Below are 21516 nucleotides of genomic sequence, written 5' to 3' on the forward strand. Positions count from 1 at the left end.
CGATGCAGCAACATCACAACAATAACCTTTTGAAGCGACCACCTTATGACACCGCTGGACACCGATTTGGACGATGTACCTGCTCCGCAGGGGCAGCTCACCTTAAAGTTACTGGCTTCTCGGCAAGATACCAATCTCTATGGTGATATTCCGGGCGGTTGGTTAGTTAACCAGATGGATCAAGCCGCCGAGCTAGCTGCGGGCCGAGAGGCAGGCGGTCGCACAGCGACCGTGGCTATCGAAGCGATGGATTTTTTAAGCCCGGTGCGCGTGGGGTCTATGGTGAGTGTCTATACCTGCGTGCAGGAAATAGGCCATAGCTCGATTAAGATTGATGTTGAGGTATGGGTGCGCCCACCTCAAGGCCGTCACTTGGAAGAGCGACAAAAAGTGACCGAAGCGCGCTTTGTTATGGTGGCGTTGGATGATAATGGGCGTATCCGTGCGGTGCATAGCTGAGAGATTGGTTGACCATTAACATCGCAAAAGGGCGCCTCGGCGCCCTTCTTTGTGTCGCTACTAAAAGATGGCGGAATTTCTAGGCGCCGACATTATCGCGGTTTTTCAGGTAAGCGTATTCGCCTACATCACTGAACGGACGCACCAATTTCTGGAAGGCTGAGTAAGAGTCATAAACGCGGCGAGACTCTTCGTCATTGTCTACTTGGCGTTGGATCGCCTCTTTTGAAGATTCATACAGCGCTGCCATCACGTCTTCTGGGAAGGTGCGCAGTTGAACACCGTGTTCATCGACTAGTGTTTCAAGCGCCTGAGCATTACGGTAGGCAAATTCACTGATCATGGCGAGATTAGAGGCCCGTGCGGCTTCACGGATAACGTCTTGCAGATCTTCTGGCAGGGAATTCCAAGCGTCTAAATTGACAGTGCCTTCCAGCACGGCTGTCGGCTCGTTCCATGCGGAGGTGTAGTAGTAATCCGCCACTTGGTGAAGGCCAAACGCCATATCATTGTAAGGCCCGACCCAGTCCGCTGCATCAAGTGCGCCGGTTTGCAGCGAGGTGAAAATTTCTGAGCCTGCCATAGTGACGGTACTGACGCCAATGCCGTTCATCGCTTCGCCAGCAAGGCCTGGCAAGCGAAGTTTTAGGCCCTGCATATCGTCTAGGGAGTTAATCTCTTTTTTGAACCAGCCGCCCATTTGCGTGCCGGTATTACCGACAGCGAAAGGCTTAAGGTTGTGGTTGGCGTAGATTTCATCCCACAGTTCCTGACCGCCTCCGTGATACAGCCACGCATTCATTTCGGTGGTGTTCATACCAAACGGCACAGCGGTGAAAAACTGTGAGGCCGCGACCTTGCCGCGCCAGTAGTAGGATGCGGAATGCCCCATCTCTGCAGTACCCGCAGCGACCGCATCAAACACTTCAAGTGCAGGCACAAGTTCACCAGCACCGTGTACACGTATGCGCATGCGGCCATTGGAGAGCTGCTCGACCCGGCGCGCGAAGTCATTGGCACCTGTGCCAAGCGCTGGGAAGTTTTTCGGCCAGGAGGTCACCATATCCCAGGTATAGGTTTCGTTGGCGCTAGCAGTGGAAACAAAAGGTGCAGCAGCGACACCGGCGGCACCGAAGCCGGCGGTTTTTAGAAATTGGCGGCGTTGCATGGCGGGCATAACTCCGAAATTATCTGATGTTTTTTTATTAACGCGCAGTGAGCGCAGTGTCCATCAGCCAGTATGCGCTAAGCAGGTTTTAATGGGCAAGTGCTCGCCTACAGCTTTACGCTTACGTTAACGCCACTCAAAGAGGGGCGAGTTTGGCAAACCCTAGCACGAGCCATTTCACCCCTTCACCTTCAAAGCTGACCTGTACGCGGGCGCGGGCCCCTTCGCCCTCCGCATTAAGAATGATGCCTTCGCCAAACACCGGATGCATTACCCGCTGGCCAACATGCAGGGCAGGCAGGTCGCCGTCGCTTTCAACACGCTGCTGCGCAAAACTTGAGCGTGAAGCGGTAACGGGACGGGAAATATGACCACGTAGGCGGACTTCTTCCAACAGATGAGGCGGCAGTTCGCGTAGAAAGCGCGATGGCCTGGGGAACACTTCTTTGCCGTGCAGGCGGCGAGTTTCAGCATGGGTCAGGTAGAGTTTCTGCATCGCACGGGTAACGCCGACATAGCAAAGTCGTCTTTCCTCTTCGAGCCGCCCTGGCTCTTCGATCGACATTTTATGAGGAAATAGGCCCTCTTCAACACCGGCAATAAAGACTATGGGAAACTCCAAGCCCTTAGCAGAGTGCAGGGTCATCAGCTGCACGCTATCTTCAAACTCATCGGCTTCATGGTCGCCTGCATTAAGCGCCGCTTCGGATAGAAACGCTTCCAGCGCTGCCATGCCTTCGCCTGCCTCCGGGGTTTCGAAAGCATCGCCATGGGTAAAGGCGCGCGCAGCAGTCACCAGTTCTTCCAGGTTTTCCACGCGCGCCTGGCCTTTTTCGCCGCGCTCGCTTTTGTGATGCTCGATCAGGCCAGTATGAGTGGTGATGTGGTCGATAATTTCATGCAGCGGCAGGCCAGATGCATCGTTGTCTAATTGCTCAATGAGGTTGGCAAATGTCTGCACCGCGTTGGCTGCACGGCCTTTTAGCGTGCCGTCTTGAATGGCATCGTGCAGCGCCTGCCACAGTGAAATGCTTTGCTCTCGGGCGCGATGGCGCACAATCTCTACCGTGCGGGTGCCAATCCCGCGGGTGGGCACGTTAATCACACGTTCCAGAGAGGCATCGTCATCACGATTAAGCAGTAGTCGCAGGTACGCTAGGGCATTTTTGATCTCTAAGCGCTCATAGAAGCGATGCCCTCCGTAAATACGGTAGGGCATACCTTGGCGGATCAGCGTCTCTTCCAGTAAGCGCGATTGAGCATTGGAGCGGTAAAGAATGGCAACGTCGCGGCGATTAAACCCTTCATCGACCTTTTCTTTGATGGTATCGACGATATAGCGGGCTTCTTCTAAGTCGTTAAACCCGGCGTAAACAGAAATAGGGTCGCCTTCGACACCATCAGTCCATAGGTTTTTACCCAGCCGCTCGCTGTTATGACTGATCAGCGTGTTAGCGGCCTCCAGAATCGCGCTTGTGGAGCGGTAGTTCTGCTCTAGGCGTACGGTGTGAGTGTTAGGAAACTCCTCCTCAAAGCGGCGAATATTTTCCACTTTGGCGCCACGCCAACCGTAAATTGACTGATCATCGTCACCGACGGCGGTCATGGGTGTTTGCAGCCCAGTGAGTAGTTTTAACCACGCGTATTGCAGCGTATTGGTGTCCTGAAACTCATCGACTAATACATGACCAAAGCGCTCGCGGTAATGATTTAGCAACGGCGGGTTGTCACGCAACAGTTCTAGGCTGCGCAGTAGCAGTTCACCGAAGTCCACTAGGCCGCCGCGTTCGCAGATAAATTGGTAGCGCTCATAAAGCTCTACCATCTGGCCAAGATAACCATCGCCGTCCACGTTTACTTGGTGGGGGCGAAGTCCTTCCTCTTTGCAGCCAGAGATAAAGCCTTGCACTTGGCGGGGCGGGAAGCGCTCATCATCGATGGAATAATCTTTGAGCATCCGTTTTACCAGCCGTAACTGGTCATCGGAGTCGATGATTTGGAAGTGCTGTGGTAGCCGAGCATCCTGCCAGTGAGTGCGCAGTAGGCGGTGAGCGATAGAGTGAAACGTGCCGACCCAGACATGGCGCATGGAGATGCTCAGCAGCGCTTCCAGACGAGTGCGCATTTCCCGCGCGGCCTTGTTGGTAAACGTGACCGCCAGCAGGGCATAGGGCGAAAGCCCTTCGGCCTGCATTAGCCAAGCAATGCGATGAACCAGCACGCGGGTTTTACCGGACCCGGCACCCGCCAGTACCAGTAAGTTACCCTGAGGCGCGCTTACCGCTTCGCGCTGGGCAGGGTTAAGCTGATCAAGTATCGCCGTGACGTCGTCCATATAAGCCGCTGCCGGTTCGAAAAATGGGCGGCCAGTTTAGCACAGCCAGCGAACTGGCTGTGCATACAGTCGAATGGGCAACTACGGCTCTTCAGGAAAACGCAGCGTATTCAGGCTCTTCTTGACGGCTTTCAACTGCTCAGCCAACTTCGGACCGCGCGTTTTGGCAACGCCGACGGCGAGGACGTCGATAAGCACCAAATGGGCGATTCGTGAGCTAAGCGGCGTGTAGATTTCGGTATCTTCATGCACATCGATATACAGCGGCAGACTCACTTCGCCGGCCAGCGGTGAGTCACTCGGGCACAGGCCAATAACGGTAGCGCCTGCTTCGCGCGCCAAGCGAACGCTAGCGACCAGTGCTTTGGTACGGCCTGTTTGTGAGATGGCGACCACGACATCACCCTCTTTTAGCGTGACCGCCGACATATTTTGCATATGCGGGTCAGCATAAGCGGAGGTCGATATCTGCAGGCGGAAGAACTTGTGCTGGGCATCGAAAGCCACGGCACCGGAGGCCCCAAAGCCATAGAACTCAACGCGGTTTGCCATGGCGAGAGCGTTGACCGCACGCCCGAGGGCATCATTATCAAGCCGGTCGCGCACCGATAAAAGTGTGCCCACGGTGGAGTCGAAAATGCTGTGGGAAAACTCGGCAACCGAGTCGCTATCGTTCATAGAGAACTGGGCAAACTGACTACCACTGGCCAGCATCTGGGCAAGTTGGAGTTTAAAGTCCTGGAACCCGTTACAGCCGAGTGCGCGACAAAAGCGTACAACGGTGGGCTCGCTAACTTTAGCCTCTGTTGCGAGGTCGACAATCCGCATATGGATGACCTCGTCTGGGTTGCGCAGTACGAACCGCGCAACCTTTTGCTCGGAGCGACGAAAGTGCTCCATGCGGCGTCTCATTTCATCGAACAGGGCGCGGCTCACATTAAGCTCCTTAAATTCTCTTTAGTACTTATGCAGATATGCTCACGACAGTATGCCTGAGTGCTTGTTGCAGCGTATGTTGCAGCAAGCACGATGCAGAAACAGTATAAATGCGATTTACTCATGCGTTTAAATGCCGTTAGGGCATTTCAACTGGATTCGTCATCATTTTGTCAAGTAGGTTATAGTAAGAAGTGAAGTGCCGCACTGCATCATTTAAATAAACAGTCGTCACGGATGCAGGTGGACGTAGGCATATTCACCTGGAGGAACGTCGATTATGAGAAACGTCGAACGAATCACCTCGGTAAAAAGCGAACTACTCGACATCTTTATGAGTATGGAAGTGGATGAGCATGTTGAGCGTCGGCGTAGTGCCGCCCAGCGCAGCCTGAGGGCGCGTAGGGGCATAGAGCTGCATCGGGAATTTCAGAAGTTATCGCGGGATATCGCCCCCTTGGCAGATGATGAGCAAGAGAGCGAATTGCACTAAGGTAAGGGCGGGTAAGTAAAGCGCTAACTAGCTGACGATAACCCTGGGCAAGCCAGGGCTATCTCTTGCTGGTTAAACATTACTGCCTAGAACTTGATGCTTAGAAGAAGCCTGCCAGGAAAACCACGGCTACCCCGATGGGGGCGACGTATTTAGCCAGCAGATTCCAGAGGCTATAGTCATAAACATCCATGCGTAGCTCTTTGCGTGACTCTTCTTTATCCAAGCAGGTCGCGAAGAACACAATCGCGCCAAGCCCTGTCAGCGGCAGCAAAATCTTACTGGTGAAGGTATCCAGTAGATCAAAGATGTTAAGCCCGAAGAACAGCACCTCAGACCACACGTTGAACGACAGCAGTGCGGCAACCCCTAACGCCCACACGGCAATGCCGCTAACGAATGTTGCCGCTAGGCGCGACAACGACGTGCGCTCTTCTAACGTTTCTACGACGGGCTCTAGCAACGAAATCGCCGATGTTAACGCCGCGAAGGTAAGCAGCAGGAAGAACATCAGACCCAGCACCGTGCCGCCTGCCATATTGCCGAAGGCCAACGGCAGCGTAACGAAAATCAAGCCTGGGCCTTCTCCCGCGCTGAGCCCATTAGCAAATACGATCGGAAAGATTGCTAAGCCCGCCAGCAGCGCGATCGCTGTATCCAGAATAATAACGGTGCGTGCGGTACTGATCAGGTTAACATCTTCGCCTAGGTAGGAACCGTAGGCCATCATAATGCCCATGCCCAGCGATAGGGTGAAGAACGCTTGTCCCATCGCGGCAAGTACAACACCGCCGTCAAGTGCATCCCAGTCCGGGCTGAACATAAAGGCTAGCGCTTCGCCAAAATGGCCGCTGGTCATACCATAGCCCACTAACACTAGCATCAGTACCACTAGTGCGGGCATCATGATGCGTGCTGCGCTTTCCAGGCCTTTGGTCACGCCGCGAGCGACGATACCAATGACGAGGATTATAAAGGCCGTATGCCAAAGCAGCAGCGTCGTTGGGCTAGCCAGCATGCCGCCAAAAAGGCCACTAATTGTGTCAGCATCTTGGCCGTTAAACGTTCCAATGACGGAACTAAGGGTGTAGTTCAGCGACCAGCCCCCAATAACACTGTAAAAAGACAGAATCAGGAACGCCGCTAATACGCCACTCACACCGATCAACGCCCACGCCTTGGATTTACCATGATTGGCTGCAAGGTCAGCCATGGTGTTAATTGGATTTTTCTGGCCACGGCGGCCAATCATCCATTCAGCCACCAATATGGGCAGGCCCACCAACGCCACGCAAGCAAGGTAGACAAGCACGAAAGCTGCCCCACCACTGTCGCCCACCATGTAAGAAAAGCGCCAAATGTTACCAAGGCCAACGGCTGAACCAGCGGCCGCCAGCACAAATCCCATGCGCGATGACCACTGTGCATGTGCAAGTTTTGCCATGAAATCACCTGTTTAGTTAATTGTAATAAGGCGTTATAAGCCTAATGTGCTGATTTTCGGAAAAGAGAAATGTTCTAACGTTATTTTCCGAAAGTACGCGCAATTTATCCGATCGTGGTGGGGGTTGCCAGTCAGTTAGCCTAAAAAGATCGGTCAAAACAGTTGGCTCTGCTTCTCGTCAGCGAATGACGCAAGAGCTGGCAAAGTGATGCGTTGTTGAACTTCATGGTACAAACAGCGCGCCAGTTCTGGTGACGCTCGGTTATCAGCAGTATGCACAAATAAGAAAGGGGTTTTCCCCTGACTTATCCACAGGATGAGCCTGTCTATCCACGGCGTGAAATAGTCCCTATTAATTGTTTTGTCAATATGGCCAATAAAGCGAATGACTGGATAATTTGCTGTGGAAAGCACGTGTAGCGGGAGTTTCGGCTTTTCTTGCTGTGCATGCGCTAAACCAGGATGGTCATTGGCGGGTGTTGAAAACAGCGGACGAACATCAAGCATTACGCGATTGGCTGAATAAGTTATTAACAAGCGGTTAAGGGCTTTTTCTGCCTCTCCTTTGAGGAAAAAAGCGGGGTGGCGTACCTCCACTGCGCACGGTAAGTAGGCCGGCCATTGAGCAAGAAGCGCTTCTAGCTGGGGGAGCTCCGAAGGGCCAAAATCACGTGGTAGCTGAACCATGGTAGGACCAAGGCGATCATGGAGGGGCGTGAGTGCCTTGAGAAACGCCCAGGCATTTTCTGGCTGGGTTAAACGCTGGTCATGGGTGACTGTGGCAGGAAGTTTAAAGCAGAAACGAAAATGAGGTGGTGTTTGCCGCGCCCACGCGGCCACCGTTTCTGCCTTTGGTGCGCCGCTATAAAACGTTGTGTTGCCCTCAACGCTTGAAAAGACCGCCGCATAATCGCTTAACAGGTCAGTTTTGGCATGCCTTGGATAGAGAGTGCCAAGCCAATCCTGATTGGCCCACATGGGTAGGCCAAGGTAAAGCGGTAGCGTCATGTTAAGGCCTTTCGTGGTTATCTTTATACTAGTGTAACTGTTTCATAGAAGCGTTTATGCGCTTTTCTAGGGCATTGTTTCTAGGGCATTGTTTCTAGGGCATTGTTTCTAGAACATTGTTTCTAGAACATTATTTCTAGGGCACAGTTTCTAGGACATTGTTGCGACGATTAAATAGACTAGAACTACTTGGGTGAGCATTGGCGCCGATCCGGACTGCTCTCGGAGGATGAGCAAAAAAGTGCATAGTGTTCCTCCAAGAACTGCATAGTGAAGGCTGGGGGAAGCCTCTAGGGTTAGACGTACCTCATAAGTAATAAAAAGGTAACGACCCATGACTGCATATCGCTCCCCCTCCGACTGGCAGGCTTTCGTCGAGAGTTGTATCGACTTCCGTCCTGATGAAGGCGTTTTTAGGGTTTCTCGTGACATGTTCACCGATCGGGCGCTGTTCGATCTCGAAATGGAACTCATCTTCGAAAAGCAGTGGATCTTCGCCTGCCACGAAAGCCAAATTCCCAATAAGAACGACTTTATTACCATGCAGGCTGGCCGTCAGCCGATGATCATCACTCGTGATGGCAAGGGAGAACTGCGGGCGCTGGCCAACACCTGCCAGCACCGTGGGGCCACCCTGACCCGGGTTGGCAAGGGCAACCAGTCCACCTTCACCTGCCCGTTCCACGCCTGGTGCTACAAGTCCGATGGCCGCCTGGTCAAGGTCAAAGCGCCGAGCGAATATCCCGAAGACTTCGATAAGGCCAGCCGTGGCCTGAGCCAGGCGCGCATCGAAAGCTACCGTGGCTTTGTCTTTATTAGTCTGGACACAGAATCCACCGTCAGTCTCAAGGAGTTCCTCGGTGACACCACGCTGTTCTTCGACATGATGGTCGAGCAAGCGAAGGATGGTGAGCTGGAGGTGCTACCCGGTGAGTCCCGTTACACCTTCAACGCCAATTGGAAGCTGCAGAACGAGAACGGTCTGGATGGCTATCACGTCAGCACTGTGCACTATAACTACGTTTCTACCGTACAGCACCGCCGTGAGCTGGAAGCCCAGAAGCACGGCAGCAGCGGCGATACCCTCGACTACAGCAAGCTAGGTGCCGGCGACAAAGATACCGACGATGGTTGGTTCTCCTTCAATAACGGCCACAGCCTGTTGTTCAGCGACATGCCTAACCCCCAGGTACGCCCTGGTTACGCTGCGGTGATGCCTCGCCTACTAGAGCAGCTCCCCCAGGAGCGTGCTGAGTGGACCATGCATCGCCTGCGTAACCTGAATATCTACCCCAGCCTGTTCTTCATGGATCAGATCAGTTCCCAGCTGCGCATCGTGCGCCCGGTGGCTTGGAACAAGACGGAAGTGATCAGCCTCTGTTTGGGCGTGAAAGGCGAGTCCGATGCTGATCGCGAGAATCGTATCCGCCAGTTTGAGGACTTCTTCAATGTCTCTGGCATGGGGACCCCCGATGATCTGGTGGAGTTCCGTGAGCAACAGCGTGGCTTCGAAGCGCGGGCCACTGAGTGGAATGACATTTCCCGGGGCTACCAGTGCTGGGAGTACGGCGAGACCCACAACAGCCAGGTGCTCGGGATTAAACCGGTGATCACCGGAACCGAGTTCACCCATGAGGGGCTCTACGTCAACCAGCACGGCAGCTGGCAGCAAATGCTGCTCGCGGGTCTCGAGAAGAAAGCACTCAAGCTCCAGGAGGTATAAGTCATGAGCCAGCAGCAATCCATCGAACAGTTTCTCTATCAGGTCGCCGAACTTTGTGACAGCCAGGATTGGGATGCTTATTTAGACCAGTTCGCCCCAGAGTGTGAGTTTCATATCCCTCAGTGGAAGGGCGACCATGAGATCACCCAGGACCCGAAGCGTGAGATGTCGCTGATGTACTACGCGGACCGCACGGGCATTGAGGATCGCATCTTCCGCCTGCGTACTGGCAAGTCCGCTGCTTCCACGCCGATGCCCCGCACGCTGCATCTGATTAATAACGTGTGCTGGGCGCCACGTGATGATGGTCAGGTGCAGGCTAAGGTGAACTGGGTCACTCACTTCCACCGCTTCGGTGAGAGCGGCTACTTCTTCGGCACGGCCAGCTATACGCTGCGTGGTGACGGCGACGACTGGAAGATTACCCGCAAGCACACGGTACTGCTCAACGACAAGATCGATTCCGTCTTGGATTTCTACCACGTCTGATGTTGCTGGAGGGCGAGTCATGCATAACACAGCCGCCATTGTCTTTCGGGACGGCACCACCCGCTTCGTCAAGGTCGATAAGAATGAGCTGCTGATGGATGCCGCTCAGCGTCACGGAGTCAATCTGCCGGTGGATTGCCGGGAAGGGGTTTGTGGTACTTGCCGCTGCCTGCGCGAGTCCGGTGATGTCGATGTCGAGTATATCGATGAGGAGGCCTTGACCGAGGAGGAGATCGCCGAAGGGCATGTATTGGCTTGCCAGACTCGCCTGCGCTCCAGTCAGGCTTCCTTCTATTTCGATATCGATTCCAACGTCTGCAGTGTGGCTACCGAGGTGCATAACGGCACTGTCAGCGCCGTGGAGCAGGTCTCCGATGGTGCTGCCATCCTCGAGATCACCCTCGACGATCCCACTCAGGCATTGCCGTACCTGCCTGGTCAGTATGCTCGCATTGAGGTGCCGGGTAGCGATCAGTGGCGGGCTTACTCCTTTGCCACCTCGGCGGTACAGGAGGGAAAGCTGCGCTTTTTGATTCGCCTGTTGCCGAGCGGTGTGATGAGCGACTACCTGCGCGACTGTGCCCAGGTGGGCGATGCCATCTCCCTGGAGGCGCCCTTGGGAGCCTTCTATCTCCGTGAGGTACAGCGCCCGTTACTGATGGTGGCCGGTGGAACGGGCCTTTCTGCCTTCCTCGGTATGCTTGAGGAACTGGCCGAAAAGGGCGAGTGCCAGCAGCCGATCCGTCTCGTCTATGGAGTGACCCAGGAGCAGGATCTCAGTGAGCTCGCGCGTCTAGAAGCTTTCACCGAGACGCTGCCCGACTTCGCCTTTGGCACCGTTGTAATGACGCCTTCCGAAGCGTGGCAAGGCAACAAGGGCGTGGTCTGTGACCTTTTCGATCTCGACTTCCTCGCCCAGCCCTTCGATGCCTACCTGTGTGGGCCGCCGCCGATGATTGAGGCTAGCAAGACTTGGTTTGAGGAAAATCCGGTGGGCGAATGCCGAGTGTTTTTTGAGAAATTTATCTCTAGTTGAGGTTTCTATGCGCGGCGTCTCTATTGAAGATATTCAAACAGTGCTGGTCGATTTACCGACCATCCGTCCACACAAGCTTTCCATGACCACTATGGCCTGCCAAACCATGGTCATTGTGCGCATGCGCCACTCGGATGGGGTTGAAGGGCTAGGCGAAGGCACCACCATTGGTGGCCTTGCCTACGGCCCAGAAAGCCCAGAGAGCATCAAGCGCAATATTGATACCTACCTAGCGCCGCTGCTGATTGGTCAACCATCAGGCAATATTCATCAGCTACGCGCCCGTCTTAACCGCCACATCCGCGGCAATATGATCGCCAAATCGGCGCTGGAAACCGCGCTGCTGGATGCTCAGGGAAAACGTTTGGGGCTAAGCGTGGCCGAGCTGCTCGGCGGCGCCCGCCAAGCACATTTGCCGGTGCTCTGGACGCTGGCCAGTGGCGATACCGCCAAGGATATCGACGAAGCGCAGTTGCGCTTAGAGCAGCGCCGGCATTGTGACTTTAAGTTGAAGATCGGCGCACATCCGGTGGATCACGATGTACGTCACGTGGCGGCCATCAAAGAGGCCTTGGGGGATCGCGCCAGCGTGCGTGTTGACGTTAACCAGGCATGGGATGAATCCACCGCAGTTCGCGGTATTCAGGCGCTGCAGGAGGCCGGTATTGAGCTGATTGAGCAGCCCATTCCTGCCCGTGAGCACGCCGGACTGATCCGACTGGCTAACCGCTTCAATGTGCCAATGCTCGCTGACGAGGCAGTACAAGACGCTCGCGACGGACTTGACCTTGTCTGCGGCGGTTTCAGTGGTGCCTTTGCGCTGAAGATTGCCAAAGCCGGTGGCACGTACGGCGTGCTGGAACTGGCCCATGTTGCCCAAGCTGCGGGGGTTGGCTTGTACGGTGGCACCTTGCTGGAGGGCACCATCGGCACTGCCGCGTCACTTCACGCCTGGGCAACGCTACCAGAAATGGCCTGGAGTACGGAGATGTTCGGCCCGCTGCTGCTCAAAGACGATATCGTCGTTAAACCGCTTAATTACCATGACTTTGGCGTCGACTTACCGACAGAGCCAGGGCTGGGTATCACGCTAGATGAAGACAAGGTTACGCACTACTCACGTAAAGACTGCTCACGTAAAGACTAGTCGCGTACGAGCCGAGGAGGAGAGCGCCATGCTGTATCAGGTAGAAATGACCGTTAAATTGCCGACGGATATGCCCGCCGAGCAAGCGGCAGACATCAAGGCTGCTGAAAAGAGCTATTCCCAAGACCTGCAGCGCCAGGGCAAATGGCGCCACTTATGGCGGGTGGCAGGCAGCTACTCGAACGTCAGCATCTTTGACGTTGAAGATAACGCTGAGCTGCAGGCATTGGTTAGCAACTTGCCACTGTTTCCCTATATGGAAATCAGCGTCAAACCGCTGTGTCGTCACCCCTCTTCAGTGCGTGACGACGATAGCTAATATACCCAGGTGCAACGTTAGTTCTTATTAATAACAACAGCTTATAACAAACAGAGGGTTTCACCATGACCGTGAAGATTTTTGACACTCCCGACGTGCAAGACTTCATCAAAACCGTTGCTGGCTTTGGCCAAACCGGTGGCAATGATCGCGCCAAACAAATTGTGCATCGCTTGGTATCTGATCTGTTCAAGCTAATCGATGACTTCGATGTGACCGAGGAAGAGTACTGGGCGGCTGTCAATCTGCTCAATTCGCTGGGTAGCCAAACTCAGTTTGGTTTGCTGTCTCCTGGACTTGGTTTTGATCACTACCTTGATATGCGCCAAGACGCTATCGACGCCGAAGCCAAACGCACCGGCGGCACACCGCGTACTATTGAAGGCCCGCTGTATGTCGCTGGTGCCCCGGAAGCCGAAGGTTTTGCCCGCATGGACGATAGTCAGGATAACGACGGTGAGACCATGTGGCTGACCGGTCAGGTGCGTGACGTGAACGGCACGCCGATTGCTGGCGCGAAGGTCGAGATTTGGCACGCCAACTCCCATGGAGGTTACTCCTTCTTTGATCCTTCGCAATCTGAGTACAACCTGCGTCGTACGATTTATACCGACAGCGAAGGTCACTACACCGCGCGTAGCATTATCCCCTCTGGTTACGGCGTACCCGAAGGTGCGCCCACGGATGTAGTGCTGAAATCCCTGGGACGTCACGGGCAGCGTCCAGCGCATATTCATTACTTCGTCTCCGCTCCGGGCCACCAGCACTTGACCACTCAGATTAATCTGGCGGGTGATCCCTACACCTATGACGACTTTGCCTTTGCCACCCGTGAAGAGCTGGTCGTCACTGCCGAACGTATTGAAGACCCCGCCGAGATTGCCAAGCGTGAACTAGACGGCCCGTTTTCTCATGTGGTGTTCAATGTGGCACTGGCCAACGTTGAGGCGCCCGAGCTACAGGTGCGCCATGCCCGGCCGCGGGCTAAAGAAGATGAGCAGGATCTCGCCAGTCAACTGGCCGGTACAGCGAAGGTTTGAGTCTGTTTTAAAACCACATAAAAACTATATAAGAGACCCATTATGACTCCTACAAAAGCCTTTCTGAGCACTGCCGTGGCGGCCTCTCTACTCTTTGGTGCCGTTTCTGCCCAGGCTCGCGATTTCCGCCTGGGGGTAATTACACCTCCCCAGCACCTCTGGTCCACCGAAGCTGTGGCCTTTGCCGATACCCTTCATGAGCGTTCTGATGGCGAGCATAGCGTCAGCGTTTTCCCGGCCCAGCAGCTTGGTAACGAAGCACAGATGGTTCAGCAATTGCAGACTGGCGCGCTGGACATGGCCTTTCTGACCATCGCTGAAATTTCCAACCGGATTCCTGACTTCGGTGCCCTTTATGCACCCTATCTGGTTGATGATGTAGATCATGCTGCGCGCTTACTGCGTTCCGACACTGCCGGTGAACTGCTCGACCTGATGCCCCAGGGCGTGGGTATGGTCGGCGTTGGCTATGGCATGGTAGGCATGCGGCAGGTGCTCTCTCGGGCACCTATCGAGAACCAGGCCGATATGAGCGGGAAGCGCTTGCGTATCACCCCCTTTGAGCCAATCCGTGACTTCTATACTGCCACTGGCGCGGCTCCAGCCCCGCTGCCACTGCTCGAAGTCTATGACGCTCTGGCTAATGGCCAGGTAGATGCCATCGACATGGACTTTGATTCTATCTTGATCCTCAAGTTTTACGAGCAGGCGCCTAACTTACTGATCTCCAACCATATGATGTTCCCTATGGTGGGTGTGGTCTCTGGTCGGGTTTGGCGCGAACTCTCAGTGGAGGATCGTGAGTTGATCGAGACCGCCATGGCTGAGCACCTGGAGAATGTCCTGTCCGGCTTTCAGGCTAAGGATGCGGCCCAAGAAGCTGAGATCCGTGAGCTTGGTCTGAATATTGTCGAGGCCGATGCTGAGTTCTTCGGCGACGCCATTGCCGAGTGGGAAGCAATCTGGGGTGAGAAGGCTCCGAGACTGGAGATGCTTCGCCAGGAAGCCGACCGTCTACGTGAATGAGGGTGACGTGATGTTGTCACGACTTTCTGACCGACTTGCCAAAGGAGAGGAGATCACTGCCGCTGTCCTAGCGGCGGCAGTGACCCTGCTGATCCTTATCAATGTGGCCTTTCGTGCCGCCGGCAATCCGATCTACTGGATCAGCGAGCTGGCTATCTACGCCATGATCTGGATGACTCTGCTGATCTCCAGTGCGGTTTTCAAACGGCGCCAAGGGATTGCTGTGACGCTGTTCACTGATCTCTTGCCGCCCTCTTGTCAGCGCCTGGTAGGTTTGTTCGTGGACCTAATGGTGGCGCTCTTCGCGCTGATTCTGCTGTGGCTTTGTTGGCGCTGGTATCAGCCACTACTGCTGTGGCAGACCGGCTTCGATATTCAGGCTTTTCAAGGCGAGACCTTCAATTTCATCTATGCCGAGAATACCTCAACGCTGGGTATCAAGAAGTTCTGGGTATGGCTGATTCTTCCTTGGTTCGCCGCTTCCTTGTTGTTCCACAGTCTGATCAATTTATGCCAATCGCTGTGCAATCTTGGTCGTCCGGCATCCCACACCACTCAAGAGGAGGTGGCCCGATGACTGTCGCTGTCTTTGCTTTGCTACTGCTGGGGGCGGTGCCCATTGCCCTGGTGCTGGCACTTACTGCCCTGTTCTATATCTTGGTATCGGGTAATACCGTGCTCTTTGAGTCCTATCCTCAGCAGTTGTTCGGGGCTATCGAGAGCTATGGGCTGCTAGCCATTCCACTCTTTATGCTAGCCGGAGAGCTGATGAACGAAGGTGGGGTAACTCGCCGGTTGATCGACCTGGCACGACTGCTGGTGGGTGGTTTTCGCGGTGGCTTGGCCTACATCAATCTGGTTGCCAACATGATGATGGCGGCGATTATCGGTTCTGCCGCCTCGCAGATCGCTATCATGTCCCGGGCGATGGTGCCAGCCATGGAGCGGGAGGGCTATGACAAACCCTATAGTGCGGCCATTACTGCTGCTGGCGGCTTGCTGTCACCCATTATCCCGCCCTCAATGCTGTTCGTGCTGTTCGGCGTGATGGCCCAGGTGCCCATCGCGGATATGTTTATCGCCGGTATCTTGCCGGGCCTACTACTAGGGGGAACCTTCTTTCTGACTATCGCCATCATGGGGTTGGTACAGCAATACCCCAAGGGAGAGTGGCTGAGTCGACAAGAAGCAGTGCAAGCGCTGAAGATGGGCCTGCCGGCCATGTCGATACCGCTGATTATCATCGGCGGTATTCTGCTGGGCTTGGCGACTCCCACCGAATCGGCGGCGCTCGCCTCGCTGGCGGCGTTGCTATTAGGGCGTTATCTCTATCGTGATTTGAAAGTCGCCATGCTGCCCGAGATACTCAAACGCACCGCTATCAATGCCGGCCTGGTGATCATGTTGATTGCTGCTGCTGGAGTCTTCGGCTGGGTGGTCGTCTACGAGCAACTGCCGCAAATGGCTGCCGCCTGGATCGCTGCTTTGACCACCGACCCCTTTATTTTTCTGCTGCTGCTGGTGGGGGTGTTGCTACTGGTGGGGATGATCATTGATGGTATCGCTGCGCTCATCCTGGTAGTTCCCATCCTGCTGCCGATTGCCACCCAGCAGTTTGATATTACTCCCTACCAGTTTGGTGTGGTGGTCTGTCTGACGTTGGTACTGGGGCTTCTGACGCCGCCAGTGGGTGCAGGACTGTTTATTGCCTCTTCCATGACCGGGGTGCCGCCTATGCGTATCTTCCTGGCATTGTTGCCATTCCTGCTAGCTAGCCTTATTACGTTGGTGTTGTTAGCTTGGCAACCCTGGCTGACGTTGGCACTCCTCTAGAAAACGGATGTGCAGCATGTAATTAGCAGAGCTCCCTCAAGGTGTGACCTTAAGGGGGCCGCCCATCTTCAAACTATTCATGGCTACTTGGCTGGCAATATCACGGATGCCTTCCATTGGGCTGACCGTGGTCGAGAGGGAGAGGGAGAGGGGGCGATTACTTCGAAATTATCGAGTATTTAAATGCCAGTTTCTTCTTAAACAATTAATAGTATGAGATTGTTTAAAACAACCCTGTGGAGGGTAAATAAAAGCTATAAATATCTTAAATGGAGTGACTATGAGCGATCATGATAAAAAAAACGCTAGCCAAAGCGCATTAAGCTTGAAAGGCGAAAGAAATGTTCACTGGAATCAGGATATCAGTTATGGGCAATATCTGGACTTAGAGCCCCTGCTGTCTTGCCAGCGCCCACGCTCTGACGTACACGATGAGATGCTGTTTGTTATTATTCACCAAGTCTCTGAATTATGGCTCAAACAGTGTCTTCATGAAGCCCATGCGGCCGCTAATAATATTATGGTCGACGAGCTGCGGCCAGCTCTAAAGATGTTGACTCGGGTAGCACGCATCCAAGAGCAAATGATTCAGGCTTGGGAGGTATTAGTTACCATGACGCCAGCAGATTATATCTCCTTCCGTGATAGTCTTGGACAGAGTTCAGGCTTCCAATCCTATCAATACCGTGAGCTGGAATTTCTTTTGGGTAATAAGCATCCAGGGTTAGTTGAAGTGCATCGCTCGCACCCTAAAAACTATCAGCATCTGACAAATGTTTTAAACGCCCCCAGCCTTTATGATTGTTGTCTTAAGTTATTGAGTCGACGCGGCTTCTCTCTTCCCGAAAAAGTGATTAACCGAGATTGGTCTGAGCCGTATGTGGCTTCACCCGAAGTAGAGGCCGTTTGGGCCGATATTTATCGCGATACTAACCAGTATTGGGATCTTTATGAGCTAGCCGAGAAGTTGATTGATACTGAATACAATTTCCACAAGTGGCGCTTTAGTCATATGAAAACGGTAGAAAGAATTATTGGCTATAAAGCGGGGACGGGCGGAACAACAGGTGTGTCTTATCTTAAAAAGGCATTGGATTTGAAATTTTTTCCTGAGCTTTGGTCAGTTAGAACCACTATGTAGCCAACGATTGGTGGGTTCTGTTTTGATAATAAAAATGATGTCTCATGGTTATTGAAACCGCTGTGACTCTTTACCATGCTATGTGCTAAAAGATGATTTATATGCAAAATAAACCATCTTTTTTGGCGGTTTCATTATCGTAGATAAGTATCTGTGCTTGGCAATGGTAAGGCAGGAGCTTTTATTGCAACAGTACAGTGGCCGAGCGCTTTAGGGTTTCCGAGGGCAATTCGCTGAAACGCACCTTGTACTCCTGTGAGAAGCGCCCCAACTGCTGGAAGCCGCAATCCATGGCGATGCTTGAGACACTTTCGTTGGGGGTGGCTCGTTCCAGGCGCTGGCGCACATAGTCGAAACGCAGCTGGCGGAAGTAGGCTATGGGAGAGACCCCGTAGTGGGTATGGAAGTCTCGATAGAGCCGTTCTCGGGAGACGCCAGCCGCTTGTTCCAGTTCGGCTAGGCCGAGGGAGCGATCCAAGGACTCATGGAGTAGCGCTTCTAAGTCACTCAGGTAGGCAGGGCGCCCCTGTTGGCGACCGAGTAGCTCGCTTGTGTAGTTGTGAGGTTGGGTATAAAGCAGGCTGGTAATTAGCGAGTTCTCGAAGTTGCCCCACACCTCGGGAATATCGCAGAGCGAGCCTTCGGCATGCAGCATTTCCTGCAGGTTAGCTACCATCTGCCACCACTCCTTCACCGTTCCGCTCAGAAGCATGCGTGGTTCAAAGATGACTGGCTGTGATAAATGGCGGTGCAACAGCTGCGATAGTTTGTGTTCAAGGGCTTGGCGGGAGAGGCGCACAAGGCGCTTTTGGCATTGCGCGTCCATGCTCAGGCGCAACGTTTGGCTAGGCGAGATGATCGCTCCCACGGCGGCATCAGAGTCGAAGACTTTATCTTGATACTCCATGCTCTGGGTGCCCTGAAGGGGCAAACTAATACTGTAGCTGTGGGTCAGATCGGCAATGTCGACAGTTACCCGAGTGGCGTATTCGATGGTACCAATCGAAACACTGCCTAGGCAGGTGCCTTGATGACGAAAGCTGAGCTGACGCGGTTGAGGTACTTCCAGGCGATGGGGGCCGTTGACTTGGCTCATCCAGCGGCAGGCCGAGTCAGGATGACGAAACTCGGCGGTGATCTGTTGTCGGGTCATAGGTACGGTCATGTTTCCTCCTAGCCTCGCCGCAGTAATCATTATTATGTGGCCTTGAAGCCATAGAGCGGTCGAGGGTTTGTTCGCATGTCGTCTTTAAGTGCGCATTGCGAACTTGTATTGTTATTTTGCCACTTTGGTGAAGCAATGGCCATTCGTCTAAAAGTATTGCTTTTAGCCGCCTGAATAAAGACAAAACCGCAGACTTTCTGCTCGCTACCGGCCGACGAGACACCGGCTTCGTAGTGTCTCGCTGGGCGATTCGCCAAATACCTGACGATAACTGAGGCTGAAGCGCCCCATATGAGTAAAGCCCCAGCCCATGGCAATTTCGGTGATTGTCGCCGTGTCGGTGTCGGTTAGCAGCGCCTGGCGGACTCTTTCTAAACGTACCTGACGTAAGGTTTCCATGGGGCTCTGATGGCGAAAATCTCGGAAGCCAGCATAGAGGGTTCTCAGGCTAACACCAGCCACCGACGCCAACTGAGCCGGCGTCAGCGGCTCTTGGGCATGGGCCTCGATATACTCCTCCACCCGTTTGACGTGGCGTGGGGCGAGGCGTTTATCCCCTTGGCGCAGCGCATCGCTGTAGTTATGGGGCTGGGTCGTTAACAGGGTATGGATGATCAATTGCTCAAGCTGGGGGGCAATCAGCGGATCTTGGTGTGCCTCCGGTGACTCCTTGAGCAGCCGAGTGATATAGCCGATTAGGTTGAACCAGCTGGGCGTGTCGCGCCAGTACATTACGGGGTGAAAACTTAAAGGGGCGCGTAGAGGGCGTCCTAAAAAGCGGCTACAGGCATGCTCTAGTGCTTCACGCTCGATACGTAACATCAGCTGATCACAATCTTCACTATAGTGCATCCTGAGTCGTGCCGTGGGGTTGAGCACTGAGGCCAGCAGCTGTCCCGAGTCGATCTGCTTGCCGTCGTTGTCAATCCGGGCTTGTCCCTGTAGGGGCATCTGAATCAGGTAGAAGTGCTCGAGCCGCTCAGGGTCGATGCGCACAGCTCCGCCATAGGCGAGGCGGTTATAGGAGACGCAGCCCAGCGCTACTGAGTGCAGGCGGGCAGACAGTTTGCCACCGTGACTCAACGGTTCCAGATGATGTGACTTAAAGATATTGGCGACGTTTGTGCGTGTTTCCTCTGCGGCAGTCGAGCTGAATACCAAGTTCCGATGATCCTCCATCAGGGCTCGCTTCATCCAACGGGGTAGTGATTGTTGCGTTGTCATAAGGATCTCAATTGTTGTTATGTGCCCGCATCAATGGGGAGTGTCGAAAGTCCTTTCAGTATAAATAGCGATTTTCTTGATTCATTTCTTGGCAAATTACTTTCTGCACTCAGCGGATAGAGATGGCAGTTAGCGGATCGTGAAGTGCTTACTTTCTTGTCTAAGGTGATGGCGTGGACTTTAGCAATGACCCGCCAACAACAACGAAAGGTATCTACATGGGCACTTCTATCGAGATCAAGACGGCAGATGGCCGCGGAAATTTCACTGGTTATCTGGCCGTTCCGGCCTCTGGCAGTGGCCCCGGGATTGTGCTGCTGCAGGAAATATTCGGTGTTAATGCCACCATCCGTGAAATCGCCGACTACTACGCTGAAGAGGGTTATGTAGTGCTGGCACCGGATCTGTTCTGGCGTCAGGCGCCTAGCATTGAATTAGACTATACCCCGGAGGATTGGCAACGTGCCTTTGGTTTATTTCAAGGCTTCGATCAGGAGCTCGGTATTGAAGATATCGCCGCTGCTATCGAGACTTTACGGTCGCGTCCAGAGTGCAGTGGTGCCGTAGGTGCCCTGGGCTTCTGTCTCGGTGCCCGTCTGGCCTATTTGACGGCTTGTCGTTGTGATGTAGATGCCGCGGTGGGTTACTACGGCATGGGAATTGAGAACCATCTGGACGAGGCAAAAAACATCCGTGGGGCTCTAGTGCTGCACTTCGCCGAGCAGGATGAATATTGCCCCACCACCGCCCGCGAGGCGATAGAAGCTTCCCTGGGCGAGCAGGATAATATCGAGCTGTATCTATACCAGGGTGTAGATCATGCTTTTGCACGCCCTCATTCAGAGCATTACCACAAGCCCTCAGCGCTCATGGCTCACCAGCGCTCGGTGACGGCTTTTCGCAATGCGATGGGACCTCATTACGACCTCTCGGCGCTGTGGGATAAACATTGCGAGTATGAGTTTTCTACCCGCAACGTGGACGACACCATGGCCACCATGGTGGAACAGCCCTATGTTAACCATATCCCGACGCTCACGGGCGGAGTGGGGTATCGGCAGCTCTATCGCTTCTACAAGCACCACTTCGTCGATAGCAACCCCGACGACACCACCCTGATTCCCCTATCACGCACTATCGGGGCGACTCAGATCGTTGATGAAACATTGTTCTGTTTTACCCACGATCGCGAGATCGACTGGTTGCTACCAGGGGTTGCGCCCACCGGTAAGTATGTGGAGATCCCTCTCGTCGCCATCGTCAAGTTCCGTGGTGATAAGCTCTATCATGAACATATTTACTGGGATCAGGCTTCGCTACTGGTGCAAGTAGGGGTGCTCGACCCGACAGGGTTGCCAGTAGCAGGTCATGAGACAGCCGTTAAATTGCTAGACGAAAACTGGCCTTCCAACGAACTGATGCATACCTGGGGCAACAGCGCCAATCGCTGATCTATTTGTGCGTGCCTACTCGTAGCAATCATCTCAAAACCACTTGATGTTAAGAGAGCGTTTCCTGCTTAATCAGCGC

Annotated in this window: 20 protein-coding genes; 13 read left to right on the forward strand and 7 right to left on the reverse strand. The window is 54.0% G+C overall.

What is annotated here, in order from left to right:
- Positions 1-45 precede the first annotated feature (45 nt).
- Positions 46-459: an acyl-CoA thioesterase gene (locus JFC11_RS03815; protein WP_038479674.1), complete on the forward strand. Its 414-nt coding sequence runs from the start codon at positions 46-48 to the stop codon at positions 457-459.
- 79 nt (positions 460-538) lie between these two features.
- On the opposite strand, the gene JFC11_RS03820 is transcribed toward JFC11_RS03815, so the two are convergent.
- The 3 genes from JFC11_RS03820 to hexR all read right to left on the reverse strand — a co-directional run bounded on the left by JFC11_RS03820 (position 539) and on the right by hexR (position 4898).
- Entirely contained in the window at positions 539-1627 is a 1089-nt protein-coding gene (locus JFC11_RS03820) for a TRAP transporter substrate-binding protein (protein ID WP_038479672.1), read from the reverse strand.
- 136 nt (positions 1628-1763) lie between these two features.
- Entirely contained in the window at positions 1764-3962 is a 2199-nt protein-coding gene (uvrD, locus tag JFC11_RS03825) for a DNA helicase II (RefSeq protein WP_095603398.1), read from the reverse strand.
- 81 nt (positions 3963-4043) lie between these two features.
- On the reverse strand, positions 4044-4898 hold the full coding sequence (hexR, locus tag JFC11_RS03830) for a transcriptional regulator HexR (protein ID WP_038479662.1): 855 nt from the start codon (positions 4896-4898) through the stop codon (positions 4044-4046).
- A gap of 280 nt (positions 4899-5178) precedes the next feature.
- Between hexR and JFC11_RS03835 the strand changes: the two genes are divergently transcribed.
- Complete coding sequence (locus JFC11_RS03835; protein ID WP_038479659.1) at positions 5179-5391, forward strand: PA3496 family putative envelope integrity protein; 213 nt, start codon at positions 5179-5181, stop codon at positions 5389-5391.
- A 100-nt stretch (positions 5392-5491) separates the two neighbouring features.
- On the opposite strand, the gene JFC11_RS03840 is transcribed toward JFC11_RS03835, so the two are convergent.
- Both JFC11_RS03840 and JFC11_RS03845 read right to left on the reverse strand, forming a co-directional pair.
- Positions 5492-6835, reverse strand: a complete 1344-nt coding sequence (locus JFC11_RS03840; RefSeq protein WP_095603399.1) for a sodium-dependent transporter — start codon at positions 6833-6835, stop codon at positions 5492-5494.
- 153 nt (positions 6836-6988) lie between these two features.
- A complete protein-coding gene (locus JFC11_RS03845; RefSeq protein WP_198348760.1) occupies positions 6989-7843 on the reverse strand; it encodes a DUF72 domain-containing protein in 855 nt (284 codons plus the stop codon).
- Between the two features lie 334 nt (positions 7844-8177).
- On the opposite strand from JFC11_RS03845, the gene antA reads away from it, so the two are divergent.
- The 10 genes from antA (at position 8178) to kynA (ending at position 17597) form a co-directional block, all read left to right on the forward strand.
- Positions 8178-9566 (forward strand): anthranilate 1,2-dioxygenase large subunit, encoded by a 1389-nt coding sequence (gene antA / locus JFC11_RS03850; RefSeq protein ID WP_038479651.1) that lies wholly within the window; start codon positions 8178-8180, stop codon positions 9564-9566.
- A gap of 3 nt (positions 9567-9569) precedes the next feature.
- Positions 9570-10055 carry an anthranilate 1,2-dioxygenase small subunit gene (gene antB, locus JFC11_RS03855; RefSeq protein ID WP_198348761.1) on the forward strand — a complete coding sequence of 162 codons (486 nt, stop codon included), beginning with the start codon at positions 9570-9572 and terminating at the stop codon, positions 10053-10055.
- Between the two features lie 19 nt (positions 10056-10074).
- Complete coding sequence (gene antC / locus JFC11_RS03860; RefSeq protein WP_193059609.1) at positions 10075-11091, forward strand: anthranilate 1,2-dioxygenase electron transfer component AntC; 1017 nt, start codon at positions 10075-10077, stop codon at positions 11089-11091.
- 7 nt (positions 11092-11098) lie between these two features.
- Positions 11099-12238, forward strand: a complete 1140-nt coding sequence (locus JFC11_RS03865) for a muconate/chloromuconate family cycloisomerase (protein WP_198348762.1) — start codon at positions 11099-11101, stop codon at positions 12236-12238.
- A gap of 28 nt (positions 12239-12266) precedes the next feature.
- Positions 12267-12557 (forward strand): muconolactone Delta-isomerase, encoded by a 291-nt coding sequence (gene catC, locus JFC11_RS03870; RefSeq protein ID WP_089040225.1) that lies wholly within the window; start codon positions 12267-12269, stop codon positions 12555-12557.
- A 65-nt stretch (positions 12558-12622) separates the two neighbouring features.
- Entirely contained in the window at positions 12623-13597 is a 975-nt protein-coding gene (gene catA / locus JFC11_RS03875) for a catechol 1,2-dioxygenase (RefSeq protein ID WP_038479640.1), read from the forward strand.
- Between the two features lie 42 nt (positions 13598-13639).
- Entirely contained in the window at positions 13640-14623 is a 984-nt protein-coding gene (locus JFC11_RS03880) for a TRAP transporter substrate-binding protein (RefSeq protein WP_051626399.1), read from the forward strand.
- Positions 14624-14633: 10 nt separating this feature from the next.
- The gene (locus JFC11_RS03885) at positions 14634-15200 is read left to right on the forward strand and encodes a TRAP transporter small permease (RefSeq protein ID WP_038479637.1); all 567 of its coding nucleotides are present in this window, start codon (positions 14634-14636) and stop codon (positions 15198-15200) included.
- Entirely contained in the window at positions 15197-16456 is a 1260-nt protein-coding gene (locus tag JFC11_RS03890; protein ID WP_038479634.1) for a TRAP transporter large permease, read from the forward strand. The genes JFC11_RS03885 and JFC11_RS03890 overlap by 4 nt, the downstream gene beginning before the upstream one ends.
- A gap of 280 nt (positions 16457-16736) precedes the next feature.
- A complete protein-coding gene (gene kynA / locus JFC11_RS03895) occupies positions 16737-17597 on the forward strand; it encodes a tryptophan 2,3-dioxygenase (protein WP_038479631.1) in 861 nt (286 codons plus the stop codon).
- A 181-nt stretch (positions 17598-17778) separates the two neighbouring features.
- Here kynA and JFC11_RS03900 read toward each other — a convergent pair whose 3' ends face one another.
- Both JFC11_RS03900 and JFC11_RS03905 read right to left on the reverse strand, forming a co-directional pair.
- Positions 17779-18762: an AraC family transcriptional regulator gene (locus tag JFC11_RS03900; protein WP_167457097.1), complete on the reverse strand. Its 984-nt coding sequence runs from the start codon at positions 18760-18762 to the stop codon at positions 17779-17781.
- Positions 18763-18966: 204 nt separating this feature from the next.
- A complete protein-coding gene (locus tag JFC11_RS03905) occupies positions 18967-19986 on the reverse strand; it encodes an AraC family transcriptional regulator (RefSeq protein ID WP_038479624.1) in 1020 nt (339 codons plus the stop codon).
- A 173-nt stretch (positions 19987-20159) separates the two neighbouring features.
- Between JFC11_RS03905 and JFC11_RS03910 the strand changes: the two genes are divergently transcribed.
- Positions 20160-21437: a dienelactone hydrolase family protein gene (locus JFC11_RS03910; protein ID WP_319618683.1), complete on the forward strand. Its 1278-nt coding sequence runs from the start codon at positions 20160-20162 to the stop codon at positions 21435-21437.
- Positions 21438-21516 lie beyond the last annotated feature (79 nt).

This window comes from Vreelandella alkaliphila (assembly GCF_016107625.1).
GTDB lineage: Bacteria > Pseudomonadota > Gammaproteobacteria > Pseudomonadales > Halomonadaceae > Vreelandella > Vreelandella alkaliphila.